9 protein-coding genes are annotated in these 12,483 nt (G+C 63.4%); 6 read left to right on the top strand and 3 right to left on the bottom strand.

Annotated features, from left to right (window positions below):
- Window positions 1-199: 199 nt before the first annotated feature.
- Entirely contained in the window at window positions 200-877 is a 678-nt protein-coding gene (locus HV711_RS02990; protein ID WP_035481505.1) for a hypothetical protein, read from the bottom strand.
- Between the two features lie 371 nt (window positions 878-1,248).
- Here HV711_RS02990 and HV711_RS02985 point away from each other — a divergent pair, with 371 nt between their 5' ends.
- Together HV711_RS02985 and HV711_RS02980 are read left to right on the top strand one after the other, a co-directional pair.
- A complete protein-coding gene (locus tag HV711_RS02985) occupies window positions 1,249-2,877 on the top strand; it encodes a methyl-accepting chemotaxis protein (protein ID WP_035481503.1) in 1,629 nt (542 codons plus the stop codon).
- An 81-nt stretch (window positions 2,878-2,958) separates the two neighbouring features.
- Entirely contained in the window at window positions 2,959-4,575 is a 1,617-nt protein-coding gene (locus HV711_RS02980; protein WP_035481502.1) for an alpha/beta hydrolase family protein, read from the top strand.
- A 9-nt stretch (window positions 4,576-4,584) separates the two neighbouring features.
- On the opposite strand, the gene HV711_RS33900 is transcribed toward HV711_RS02980, so the two are convergent.
- The gene (locus HV711_RS33900) at window positions 4,585-5,313 is read right to left on the bottom strand and encodes a methylated-DNA--[protein]-cysteine S-methyltransferase (RefSeq protein ID WP_425195016.1); all 729 of its coding nucleotides are present in this window, start codon (window positions 5,311-5,313) and stop codon (window positions 4,585-4,587) included.
- 209 nt (window positions 5,314-5,522) lie between these two features.
- Between HV711_RS33900 and HV711_RS02970 the strand changes: the two genes are divergently transcribed.
- Together HV711_RS02970 and HV711_RS02965 are read left to right on the top strand one after the other, a co-directional pair.
- Complete coding sequence (locus tag HV711_RS02970; protein ID WP_035481500.1) at window positions 5,523-6,863, top strand: leucine-rich repeat-containing protein kinase family protein; 1,341 nt, start codon at window positions 5,523-5,525, stop codon at window positions 6,861-6,863.
- 94 nt (window positions 6,864-6,957) lie between these two features.
- Window positions 6,958-7,920 (top strand): substrate-binding domain-containing protein, encoded by a 963-nt coding sequence (locus HV711_RS02965; RefSeq protein WP_035481499.1) that lies wholly within the window; start codon window positions 6,958-6,960, stop codon window positions 7,918-7,920.
- A gap of 38 nt (window positions 7,921-7,958) precedes the next feature.
- Here the strand turns inward: HV711_RS02965 and HV711_RS02960 are convergent, their stop codons facing one another.
- Window positions 7,959-9,713: a methyl-accepting chemotaxis protein gene (locus HV711_RS02960; protein WP_035481497.1), complete on the bottom strand. Its 1,755-nt coding sequence runs from the start codon at window positions 9,711-9,713 to the stop codon at window positions 7,959-7,961.
- 359 nt (window positions 9,714-10,072) lie between these two features.
- Here HV711_RS02960 and HV711_RS02955 point away from each other — a divergent pair, with 359 nt between their 5' ends.
- Complete coding sequence (locus HV711_RS02955; RefSeq protein ID WP_014972464.1) at window positions 10,073-11,107, top strand: transporter; 1,035 nt, start codon at window positions 10,073-10,075, stop codon at window positions 11,105-11,107.
- 126 nt (window positions 11,108-11,233) lie between these two features.
- Window positions 11,234-12,427: a GGDEF domain-containing protein gene (locus HV711_RS02950; RefSeq protein WP_028362751.1), complete on the top strand. Its 1,194-nt coding sequence runs from the start codon at window positions 11,234-11,236 to the stop codon at window positions 12,425-12,427.
- Window positions 12,428-12,483 lie beyond the last annotated feature (56 nt).

Below are 12,483 nucleotides of genomic sequence, written 5' to 3'. Positions count from 1 at the left end.
GGGCAGGAAAGCGATGAAAGGTGGATCGCCGGACGGCGCAAGGGAGAGACGGGCTGGACATTCCAGTTGTCTGACCACTTGGGCCATTATACGGGTTTGCCCTTAGTTGAAAATGTGCATGGCGTCTCGCGCAATGGAAAAGCGTGCGCGTGCAACGGAATCGCCGGGCGCTCGCACGCGGTCCATCAGGGCTATGCAGTTAGTGGTTGGCCCACCACTCGGTCACTTTTTGCTTGTCCCACGCCGGCAGGATGTCTCGCTCGATCGAGGCATTGCTCAGGGCGGGGAAGTCCTTTTTGAATTCCGTCACGTCGTGATCGAACTGGTCGCTGACGCTAATGTCCCATGTGCCGCCACTGAAACCCGTTGCCGCCTGGTCGATCAGCGGAATAACGGGGCCCGCGCGCAATTCGCCGTCTTTACGTTCGACCACGGTGGCGTCGATGTGGCCCAGATAAACAATCGAATTCGGTTTGATTTCCCCGGTTTCATGAGGCGGCGTAAAGAACATGCCATGGAAAGGGAATATGCCGCTTTGTCCGGTGATACCGCGCATGACGTATTTGCCGGGCGCAAGCGGAAGCCGGACAAAATAGTGATTGCCGGCGTCGCTCGTCGTGGCCGCCTGATCGTCGAATTTGAAATTGAGGCGGTCGGAACGGCTATCCGCAGCGCCGCGCTCCATGTGGACGACGATCGGACTCGGTTGATAGCTCGTGTGATAGGCGTTGCGCAACGTGACGGTCATGAGCGCGTAGGAGTTTTTGGTCGTATCGACGGAGCTCATGGCCGTGGTCGGCGACATCGGTGCAACAGTTGCACAGCCCGTGGTCAGCAAGGTGCCGGCAATGGCGAAAGTGGCGAAGAGTTTTTTCATCTGGAGTGGGGTTTCGGCTTGCTAGCGTTTTTGTCCGTCGGTGAAATTACCGGATGGTTGAACTATTGGTATTGCATTTATGCGGCGCGAATGAATTCATCTCCGCCGCCTGCCATGTAAACCGACAGCGCTCAACAGAACTTAAGGGGGCGCTTCATACGAAACCACAAGCGCGTCCCCACCTTCGCCATCACAGATTCGCCGGTTCAAACGGGAGAATGAGGAGAGGGTTTGTCTCTACACATGCCGCCCGCTGCGCTGCCGATAAACAGGTCAAGTGGTCGTGTGACACGGCGCGCGTGCTGAACCGTCGGCGGTTCGCGCAGCCGATTACCGGCTTCCGTTGACCGGACGAAACAGGGGGCGCGCGCATGCACCGATTGACTTTCAAGCAGAAGCTCTGGTTGCCGCTCGTGGTGAGCCTGCTGGCGCTCCTCGCCGTGTCGGTGTCGGCGGCGTGGTTGTCGCGCGAGACGCGCATCGAAGAGCGCAAGCACGACCTCGTGAATGTGGGCCACGTCGGGCTTAGCATCGTCAAGGAATATGCGGCGCTCGCGCAAAGCGGCGCGCTCAGCGAAGCCGACGCGCGCAAGCAGGCGCTCGCGCGTCTGCGCGACGTGCGCTACGGCGAGGACGGTTATTTCCTCGTGCTCGATTCGAAGCCGCGCATGATCATGCATGCGATGAAACCGGCGACCGACGGCAAGGATCTCGCGGGCGTCGAGGATGCCGACGGCCGCCATCATTACGTGACCTTCGCGACGGTGGCGCAAGCGCCGCAGGGCGGTTTCGTCGACTACGTGTTCCCGCATCCGGGCAACCCGCCGTCCGCGGCGGTCGGCAAAATCGGTTACGTCGTGCGTTATGCGCCGTGGGACTGGATCATCGCGACCGGCGCCTATGTCGACGATATCGACGCCGCGTTCAAGCAGTCGCTCTACGTGCTGGGCGCGGTGGTCGGCGCGGTTGCGCTGCTGCTATCGGCGCTCGTCGCGTTCACGAATCGCAGCATTCAACGGACCATTGGCGGCGATCCCGCCTACGCCGCGCAGGTGGCCGGCGAAATTTCGAAGGGCAATCTGGTCATTCCGATCGAGATCCGTTCGGACGACGATTCGAGCCTGCTGCACACCATGCGGCAGATGCGCGACGCGCTCGCGAACACCATCGTGCAGATCAGCGGCGCCGCCGACAAAGTGGCGACGGGCGCGCGCGAGATCGCTGCCGGCAACACGGATCTGTCCTCGCGCACCGAGAGCCAGGCGGCTTCTCTGGAAGAAACCGCGGCCAGCATGGAGCAGATGACGGCCATGGTCCGCCAGACCTCGGAGAACGCGCAGACGGCGAGCCAGCTGACGGCGAGCGCCGAGCAGATCGTCACGCAAGGCGGGCAGATGGCGGCTGAGGCCGTGTCGACGATGCAGGAGATATCGACCGAATCGCACAAGATGGTGGAGATCATTTCGGTGATCGAAGGAATTGCGTTCCAGACCAATATCCTCGCACTGAACGCGGCTGTCGAAGCCGCTCGCGCGGGCGACGAAGGACGCGGCTTCGCGGTGGTGGCCGGCGAGGTGCGCACGCTGGCGCAGCGCAGCGCGTCGGCCGCGAAGGAAATCCGCACGCTGATCAGCCGCGCGGTGGGCCGGGTGGAGAACGGCGTCGAACTGGTCGACAAGACCGGCACCACGATTCAGGCGGCGAGCGAGGCTATTGCGAAGCTGTCGGGTGTGATGCGCGACATCGCCGCGGCTGCCGCCGAGCAGAGCGCGGGCATCGATCAGGTCGGCGACGCGGTCTCGCAGATGGACAGCGTCACGCAACAGAACGCGGCGCTGGTGGAGCAGGCTGCTGCGGTGGCGCAGACGCTGACCGAACAGGCGAGGCTGCTCGAGGCGTCGATTCATACTTTTCAGGTGCAGGGCGATGGGCACGGGGATGCGGTGGCCGTTGGCCGGGTCGCGCACAAGCGGCCGCACCCGCTGGCGGTCGCGGCCTGATCACGAATTGAGAGGCTCGCCAGGATTTGCCGTCCTGGCGGTGTTCAGGCGCTATCCTAGCGATTTCGCCCGGAGCCTCGCATGCCACAGCCTATCCGCGCCACGGCCCTCGTCCTTCTGTCATGCGTCGCGTTGACCATCGGCACGAGGGCTCAGGCCGGCTCGAATTGCGATCACGCGTGCCGCGCGCGCGGTCAGCTGCTCGACCATCGCGTCACGTTGCGGCTGAGCGCCGCGGCGCTGTCGGACGTGCTGGCATCCAGCCCCTCCGGGCAGCAACTCATGCAGATGGCGGGCGCGCCTGTCTGCGGCGTGCAGGTCGTGTATTTCCGCTACCGGACCATCGGCGGCGCCGGCGAAGCGGCCACCGCGAGCGCGGCACTGATGATCCCGCAAGGTGAGTCCCGAACCTGCAGCGGGCCGCGTCCGCTGATGTTGTATGCCCACGGCACCACCGCGTACAGCCAATACAATCTCGCCGACATTACGCGGACCGACCCGAACAACGAGGGCGCCGGGGAGGGCCTGAGCGTGGCCGCGATGTATGCGGCTCACGGCTACATCGTCGCGGCGAGCAACTATGCGGGCTATGCCGGCTCGGATCTTCCGTACCATCCGTACCTGAACGCCGAGCAGCAATCCGCCGATATGATCGACGCGCTGCACGCGGCGCGCATCGTCATGAAAGACAGCGGCGCGACCGCCGCCGCACGCGAGAACGGCAAGCTGTTCATCACCGGTTATTCGCAGGGCGGCTTTGTCGCGCTCGCGACGCATCGCGCGCTGCAGGCAGCGGGCGTCAGCGTGACGGCTTCCGCTCCGGGTTCCGGGCCCTACGCGCTCGCTGCGACAGCCGACGCGATCACCGCGGGGCAGGTCGCGCTTGGCTCGACGCTCTTCACGACCTTGGCCGTCACAGGTTATCAGCGGGCCTACAAGAACCTGTATCGCCAGCCGGCCGAGTTTTTTGAAGCTGCCTATGCACCTCATATAGAACACCTGCTGCCGAGCGCGCAATCGCTCGATACGCTCTTTTCGCAAGGCAGCTTGCCGCCGTCGCATCTTTTCAGCAGCACGCCGCCGGGTCCGCAGTTTGCGTCTCTGACGCCGCCCGCAGCGCCGTCTCTGACGCCACCGGCATTCGCGCCGCTGTTCGCAGCAGGTTTCGGTGACGCAAACCTCGTGCGCAACAGCTATCGCCGCGCGCTGCTCGAAGATGCCGCCGCGCATCCCGACGGCGCCTTCCCCGATGCAACGCCGGCTCTTGCGCCGGCTGCGAATTCCATGCAGCCGCTGCGGCAGGCGTTCAGGCGCAACGATTTGCGCAACTGGGTGCCGAAAGCGCCGGTCCTGCTGTGCGGCGGCGCGGCCGATCCCATGGTGTTTTTCTTCAATACACGCATGGAAGAGGCGTATTGGTTGAAGGCGAAGGTGCCTGCGGGGCTGACTTCGGTACTGGATGTCGACTCGGCCGCCGGCGGACCGGACGATCCATTTGCGGCGATCAAGCAGGGCTTTGCCGGCGCCAAGGCCGCGGTTGCGAGGGAGGCCGTTGCCGCCGGCGCGAAAGACGGCGGCGCGTCGGCGGTATTGCGTGCCTATCACGGCGAGCTGGTGGCCGGCTTCTGCATGATCGCAGCGCGTGCTTTCTTCGACGGCTTCGAGGCAAGCCTGCTTTCGGTTTCGGCCATGCGGTGACGCGTGCCCTCAATCGTCGAATAATGAGGTTTGCAATTCGCGAGCGGGCGCAGGTGCGGGCGCGGGCCGTGGGCGTTTGTTAGCTTTGTCAGCTTTGTCAGCGGGCTTGACCGTCTCTTTGATCGGCTCTTTGATCGGCTCTTTGATCGGCTCTCTGACCGGACCTCTGATCGGACCTCTGATCGGACCTCTGATCGGACCTTTGATCGGACCTTTAACGGCCGGCGTTCGCCGCTCTGCGCCCGCTTCCAGCGAAGTTTGTCCCGCTTCCAGAGACAGCAACAGCATCTTGTTCGCCAGGCCGCCCGCAAAACCGGTGAGTTCGCCGGACGCGCCGATCACGCGGTGGCAGGGTGCCACGATTGAAATCGGGTTCCGCCCGTTCGCCGCGCCGACTGCGCGCACCGCGTTGATATTGCCGATCTGCGCGGCTATGTGCGCGTAAGTGCGCGTCTGGCCAAAGGGGATCGTCAGCAAGGCGGCCCATACTTTCTTTTGAAACTCGGTGCCCTGAAAGTCGAGCGCAAGGTCGAACGCCTGCCGCTTGCCCGCGAAATACTCGTTCAACTGGCGCTCGGCTTCACGCAGGATCGGCCGGTCCTCGTCATGCATCGCTTCACCCAGCCGCACGCGATTGGGCTTGTCGTTCTCCCACAGAATGGCGGCGAGGCATTCGCCGCGCGCAACCAGTTTCAATTGGCCGACCGGTGAGTCCATCAGCTTGTATGCGTAAGTCACTTGTCTGCTCCTGCAAAGGGAAGTGTGCGTCGCGACGATTTCAGTGTGCACGTTGCGTCGCGCAGAAACACTTCGAATCTTGCTGTCTCTGTGGTCGTCAAGTATGAAGGATTTGGACAGGCGGCGGTGAAGCAGCGCGCTGCCGCGCGACTCAGTAAAATCGACCCTTCGCGCACGATGCAAGGCCGCCACCGGATCTTTCTACCACTGTGACAACGACACTTGAACAACTGCAAGCGGGACAGCTGGCGGGCACACGCCACTTGAAACTCGCGTGCGGGCTGACCGAATTTCCGCGCGAAATTCTGGATCTCGCCGACACGCTCGAAGTTCTCGATCTGTCGGGCAATGCGCTGACCACACTGCCGGACGACTTTGCGCGGCTACGCAAATTGCGCATTCTGTTTGCGTCGAATAATCCGTTCACGGAATTGCCGCCGGTGCTGGGGCAGTGTCCGCAACTGAGCATGGTCGGCTTCAAGGCGAATCGTATTCGCACAGTGGCGGGGCATGCGTTGCCGCCGCGCCTGCGCTGGTTGATTCTCACGGACAACGAAATCGACGCGCTGCCGCCCGAAATCGGCCGTTGCAGTGATCTGCAGAAGTTGATGCTAGCGGGCAATCGTCTGCGTTGTCTTCCCGAACAACTGGCCGCCTGTTCGCGGCTCGAGTTGCTGCGGCTTGCCGCGAATCGGCTCGATGAACTGCCGGCGTGGCTGTTTCGCATGCCGCGCCTCGCATGGCTCGCTTATGCGGGCAATCCATTTGGCGAGGCACTGGAGGCGGCCGCGTTGGACGATACGCCGATAGCCGGAATCGGTTGGAACGATCTGCGTCTGCACGAGCCGCTCGGCGAGGGTGCGTCAGGCGTGATATACCGCGCCGAACTTCGCACGTCGGCGAGTGGGGCGCGGCCTGTCGCAGTGAAGCTGTTCAAGGGCGCGGTCACGAGCGACGGCTTGCCGGACTGTGAAATGGCGGCCTGCATTCAGTCCGGCGATCACCCGAACCTGATTGCCGTCGCCGGAAAAGTGAAGGACCATCCGGCCAATGCGCACGGGCTCGTGATGGAACTGATCGCGCCGCAGTACCGCAATCTGGCCGGGCCGCCGAACTTCGAATCGTGCACGCGCGACATTTACGACGCGGCCGCGCGCTTCAAACCCGCCGACGTGGTCGAGATGGCGTACGGTATTGCCTCCGCTGCCCGCCATTTGCACCGGCAAGGCGTCGTGCATGGCGACCTGTACGCGCACAACATTCTGCACGATGGGCAGGCACGTGTATTGTTAGGAGACTTCGGCGCCGCATCTTTCTATGCGAGGGAGAATCGCGAAGCGGGCGCGGCGCTGGAGCGTCTCGAAGTCAGGGCGTATGGCTGTCTGCTCGAGGAGTTGACCGCGCGCTGCGATTGGAGCGATTCGCTTGCGTCAGCCAAGGTCGCTGCAAAACTGGCCGGCTTGAGGGATAGTTGCCTTAGCGAAAATGTCGCGAGCCGGCCGTTATTCGAACAGATCGCAGCCGAACTGTTCGCGCTGAAGGCTCATTGATGCCCACGAGACGAGCCGCTGGCGGGCCCGCCGGTCCGCGTTCATCCGCTGGCGTTCATGCGGTCGACGAGCGCTGCCACGAAGGAGAGCAACCATGACGCAGAGCATGCGCCGCCGCGTGCTGATCGCCGGTGCACTGGCTGCGGCCGGTCTCGCGCGCGCGGCCGGCGCAGCGGCCGTGGAAAGCGGCACGCCGAAGATCGCGCTCGTGCTGAAGTCGCTGAGCGACCCGTTCACGGTGGCCATGGCGAACGCGGCGAAAAATTATCAGCAGCACTACGCGTCGCAATTCGTGCTGACCGTGAGCGGAACCGCGACGGAGCCCGATACGGCCGGCCAGATCCGCATTGTCGAGCAGATGATCGGCGCGAAGATGAACGCGATCGTGCTTGCGCCGTCGGGCTCGAAAGGGTTGACGTCGGTGGTCGCGCGCGCGATCAAGGCGGGCATCATCGTCATCACGATCGACAATCCGCTCGACGAGGCCTTGCAGGACGCCGCGAAAATCTCCGTGCCGTTCGTCGGCCCTGACAACCGCAAGGGCGCGATGCTGGTGGCGAACTATCTCGCCGAGGGGCTGAAGGCCGGCGATCAGGTGGGGATCATCGAGGGCATTGCGGCCGATCGCAATGCACAGCAGCGCACGGCAGGCTATAGGGAAGCGATGAGCGCTGCCGGCATGCAGGTTGTTGCGACCGAGGCCGGCGACTGGGAGTATGGCAAGGGCCGCGACATCGCCTCGAAAATGCTGGGCCAGCATCCGCAAATCCGCGGTTTGCTATGCGCAAACGACAACATGGCAATGGGCGCGGCCGATGCGGTGCGCGACGCGGGCCGCACCGGCAGCGTGTACATCACCGGCTACAACGCGATCGATGCGATCAAACCGTTGATTGCGGACGGCCACGTGCTCGCCACCGTCAATCAGTTCGCCGACCGTCAGGCCGTGTTCGGCATGGACGTCGCGCTGAAGGCCGTGACCGAGCAGCGAAAACAGAGCGAATTGTCGCCGGTCATCGAGACGCCGCTACAGCTTGTCACGGCGCCGAAGCGCTAATTCGCCCGGTACGTGCGGCGGGCTGTTCGAATTGACGATCAGAAAGTATCCCAGCCCTCACCGTGACCCGTTGCCCCTGCGGAAGCCGTCGCCACAGCGGCCGGCCGCAAGCTCGCCCCTGCCGCGCGTTTGTCCACCACGGGAGTCTTGCGCACAGAAGCAACCCGCGCACGCGGCTGCGCGGGCTGCACAGCGCCGGACGCATGCCGTGTCGCGGCGTCTGCACCGTCGAGACGGAAGAACGACACCGACTGATTCAACTGCTTACCCTGATCTTCAAGCGACTTCGAAGCGGCCGCCGCTTCTTCCACCAGGGCGGCGTTCTGTTGCGTGACTTCGTCCATCTGCGTGATGGCCAGGTTCACCTGTTCGATGCCGCGACTCTGTTCCGCCGACGCCGCCGCGATTTCACCCATGATGTCCGTCACGCGCGCCACGGCCTGGGTGACTTCTGCCATTGTCATGCCCGCTTTGTCGGCCAGTGACGAACCGTCCCGGATCTTTTCCACCGACGTGCTGATCAGGTCCTTGATCTCCTTTGCGGCGCTCGACGAGCGTTGCGCGAGGTTGCGCACTTCGCTCGCCACCACGGCGAAGCCGCGGCCCTGTTCGCCGGCACGCGCCGCTTCCACTGCCGCATTGAGCGCGAGGATGTTGGTCTGGAACGCGATGCCTTCAATCAGGCCTGTAATTTCCGCAATGCGCGTGGAGTTCGCGCTGATCTCGCCCATCGTGCCGACCATTTCACCGACTACGCCATTGCCCTTCATCGCCACTTCAGACGCATTGGCCGACAAGGTGCTGGCCTGCTGCGCGTTCTCCGCGTTCTGCTTCACGGTGGCCGTCAATTCTTCCATGCTGGAGGCGGTTTCCTGAAGAGACGACGCTTGCTGCTCCGTGCGCGACGACAGATCGACATTGCCCGACGCGATCTGGCTCGAACCGGTCGCGATGCTGTCGGCGGCGCTGCGGACATTGCCGATCAGGCGCACGAGGCTCGACTGCATCTCGCCCATCGAAGCCAGCACGCTGCCGGCCGGCGCCTCGCTCGCGCCGGGTACGCTGCGCAGATCGCCCTCGGCCACCCGCCGCGTGACTTCGGCGAGTGCCACAGGTTCGGCGCCGAGCGCGCGCATCAGGCCGCGTGTGATGACAATGCCGGCGCCGATTGCGAGGGCAATCGCGCCGATACAGAACGTGATCAACAGATTGCGCTGTTGCACGAAGCGCTCCTCTGACTCCTGCGCCATCATCTTGGCGCGTTCATGGGTCACGTCGAGGTATGCATTGGTCGCCTTCGTCAACGCAGTCAGCAACGGACGGCATTTCGAGGCGATGTCGGCAATGGCCGCATCGCGCTGACCGCTCAATGCCAGGCTATTGATCTGGAGTGCGACGGGGCGATAGAGCTGTTCGATGCGCGATATTTCACCGGCGAGCGAACGGGCGGTCTCGCTGATGTCCTTGGCTTCGGCCACCATCGCAGTGAATTGTTGGAGCCTCGCTTCCACCTGCTTCTCGGCATCGACCACCGCGGCCTTTTCAATGTCGACGTCCGCAGGCGACGAAACGAGCACGAGGTTGCGCACCGCCATTGCACGGGCGTCGACCGCGTTGCGCAACGACTCCGCCATCTGCGCACGCGCATTGATGCCGCTGACAAAGCCGGCGAAGCGCTCGTTCGCGTCGTTGAGCGCAATCAGCGAGCTCGCGGAGACGATCAACACGACGACCGCAAGCGAACCAAACGCGGCAGTCAGCTTTGCCTTTTCCGACAGATGATGAAAGTTCATGATTCTGGACTCCAGTCGCCACTTGCTGGCCGAAAACTATGTGAAGGCTTCAGACGCCGGGCAATGCCGGGTCGCCAGCACACGATCGGAAATCGTTTTTCGCCGGTGCCAAACTCAATAACGGCGCGCTCGCAGCATGTCTTAGGGCGGGTTGCCCCTGATGAAGTGCGCGCAAAGGTTTGCGGACGATTGAAATTTGCTATGAAGCATTCGCTCAATGGCAAATCGTTATGGCGGCCCGCCGGTTAAGGCAATATGACGGTCGCATGAAGTCGGGATGGCGGCCATCGGCGGTTCATCTTCGGCTGGTAAATTGCGCGTGTGACGAACGGGATGCGGAAAACAAGCCTGAAAGACTTATGAAATCAGAACTCCTGCTGCAAACCTACGGCTCGGACTCGTCCGGCATTGTGTGCGGCTTTGTCTTTTCGCCCACGCAGGCGGGCCGGCCCATTTCCGCCGACGACGCGCTCGACTGGCTGCGCGCGCACCAGGATGGGGCCGCCGCGCATGGGGACGACTTCCTATGGTTGCATTTCAACCTCGCGCACAGCGCGAGCGAGCGTTGGATGCGCGCGCAACTGAATTTGCCCGAGACTTTTTTCGATGCCTTGCGCGAAGGCTCGCACTCCACGCGCATCGAACAGGCGGACGGCGCACTGCGCGCGGTGGTGAACGACGTGATGTTCAATCTCGAGTTCATCCCGTCGGAGATCGCCACACTATGGATTTACGCGCATCAGCGGATCATCGTGACGGCGCGATTGAAGCCGCTGCGCTCAGTGGACCGCTTGCGCGCGTCTGTAAAAGAAGGGGAAATATTTCGCTCGCCGGTCGAACTGCTGGTTCATCTGATGCGTGATCAGGCCGATCTGCTCGTGCAGATCGTTCGACGCACGAGCGCCGACGTCGATCGTATCGAAGACCGTTTTCTCTCGCAGCGTCCCACGCAAAACCGGCTCGATCTGGGCGCGATGCGACGCATGCTGACGCGCTTGCAGCGCATGCTGGCACCGGAACCTGGCGCGATTTTCCGCTTGCTCGCGAGACCGCCGCGCTGGCTTCAGCATGAGGACGTGCAGGACTTGCGCGAGTCGACGGAAGAGTTCTCCGTGGTACTTTCCGACATGGCGGGTTTGATCGAACGCGTGAGGCTGCTGCAGGAAGAGATCATTTCCCGGCTGGAAGAGCAGAATAACCGCACGCTGTTCACACTGACTCTCGTGACGGTTCTCGCGATGCCGATCAATATCGTGGCCGGTTTCTTCGGCATGAATGTGGGCGGTATTCCGTTTGCCGAGAACCATCACGGTTTCTGGGTGATGGTGGCGCTGGTCGCGTGCTTCACGGGATTGACGGCATGGTGGGCATTCCGTCGAAGGAAGGAACGTTAGCGCGATGAGCGATTAAAACGAAGTTTGTCCGTACGAGGGCTGCCGGAGTGGACGGCAGGAGCGGACACCATGTAAAGATGAAAGGCCGCACGCCGCAGAGGCGGCCAAAAAATAACGCCGAAGACCATGTCCAGTTCCGCCGCACTACTCGCCACCGTATTCGTTTCGTGCCTTTCCAGCGCAGCCGTGCTGGGCTATCTCGCACGCTACGAGGTGGCCGGACTGCGTCGCTGGCTTGCGGCGCATTGCCTGTTCGCGGCGGCATCGGGCGTGCTGTTCGTCACGCAGGCTCGTCCGTCCTCGGGTGTCTTGCTCGCTTCGTGTCTGTTCGTGCTCGCGGGCGCGTCGCTCATGCTGCAAGGCTGCCGCGCCTTCGTCGGCAAGCGCGCGGCGCCGGCCGCTGAGCACCTCGCATGGGGCGCAGCGGCGTTCACCCTGGTGTACTGGACGTGGATCTCACCCGATATTAATTCCCGCGCCGCGGTCATGTCGTTTGTGCTCGCGTATTCGCGCATCGCCGTGGGCTGGATCATCTGGAGTTCGCGCGTGGGCGGGCGGCCGCAGTACGGTCATTGGCTCGTGCTTTGCGCCGCGCTGATAGGCGGTGTCGTGTATTTCGCGCGCGGCATGCTGAATGCCTTTTTCGCCGATCCGTCGATGCAATGGCCCACGCACGTCGCGCCCGATTTCGGCTTTCTCGGCATCAGCATTCTTTCGCTGCCGGTTCTCTCTATCGGGCTCGTGATGCTGGCCAACGACCGGCTCATGCAGCAAGTCGAGAACCTCGCTACGTTCGACGACCTGACGGGCGCCCTCGTGCGCCGCGCATTCATCGCTCGCGGCGAGGCGCTTTCGCGCGTGGCCCGTAACGCGGGTGGAGAGCTGAGCGTCGCGATTATCGACATCGACGATTTCAAGGCGATCAACGACCGCCACGGGCACGCCGCGGGCGACCGCGTTCTCGCCGAGTTCGGCGGGGAAGTGCAGCGGCATATGCGCCCGGGCGACGTGTTCGGGCGGCTCGGCGGCGAAGAGTTCGCGATCCTTTTTCCGCAGACGTCGATGGCCGAAGCGGCCCAACGCATCGCCAACGTGCTCGCTGCGGTCAGATGCCCGGTGCCTGGGGCGACCGGCAAGCTGGCGTTTGCGTTTAGCGCGGGCATCAACGACTGCGCGCGAGCGGAGAGCCTCGGCGAAGCGCTGGCCGGCGCCGACGAAATGCTTTATCGCGCGAAACGAGCCGGCAAATGCCGCATCGAACTGGCGCAACGGGAACGCGCCGGCAACAGCTCGGCAGACATGGCGCAATCCGCGCTGTGACGCATCGCCGGGAGCGGCGCGCGCCGTCGCCGCGCCGCACAAAGAGCGCTGGCGTT

This window comes from Paraburkholderia phenoliruptrix (assembly GCF_902859825.1).
Classification (GTDB): Bacteria; Pseudomonadota; Gammaproteobacteria; order Burkholderiales; family Burkholderiaceae; genus Paraburkholderia; species Paraburkholderia phenoliruptrix.
Note: the sequence above shows the minus strand (reverse complement) of the source record. Positions and strands in the feature narration are given on the sequence as shown.

Coding starts and splice junctions, on each gene's coding strand:
- HV711_RS02990 (WP_035481505.1), bottom strand. CDS start 877: ATGAAAAAACTCTTCGCCACTTTCGCCATTGCCGGCACCTTGCTGACC.
- HV711_RS02985 (WP_035481503.1), top strand. CDS start 1,249: ATGCACCGATTGACTTTCAAGCAGAAGCTCTGGTTGCCGCTCGTGGTG.
- HV711_RS02980 (WP_035481502.1), top strand. CDS start 2,959: ATGCCACAGCCTATCCGCGCCACGGCCCTCGTCCTTCTGTCATGCGTC.
- HV711_RS02965 (WP_035481499.1), top strand. CDS start 6,958: ATGACGCAGAGCATGCGCCGCCGCGTGCTGATCGCCGGTGCACTGGCT.
- HV711_RS02960 (WP_035481497.1), bottom strand. CDS start 9,713: ATGAACTTTCATCATCTGTCGGAAAAGGCAAAGCTGACTGCCGCGTTT.
- HV711_RS02955 (WP_014972464.1), top strand. CDS start 10,073: ATGAAATCAGAACTCCTGCTGCAAACCTACGGCTCGGACTCGTCCGGC.
- HV711_RS02950 (WP_028362751.1), top strand. CDS start 11,234: ATGTCCAGTTCCGCCGCACTACTCGCCACCGTATTCGTTTCGTGCCTT.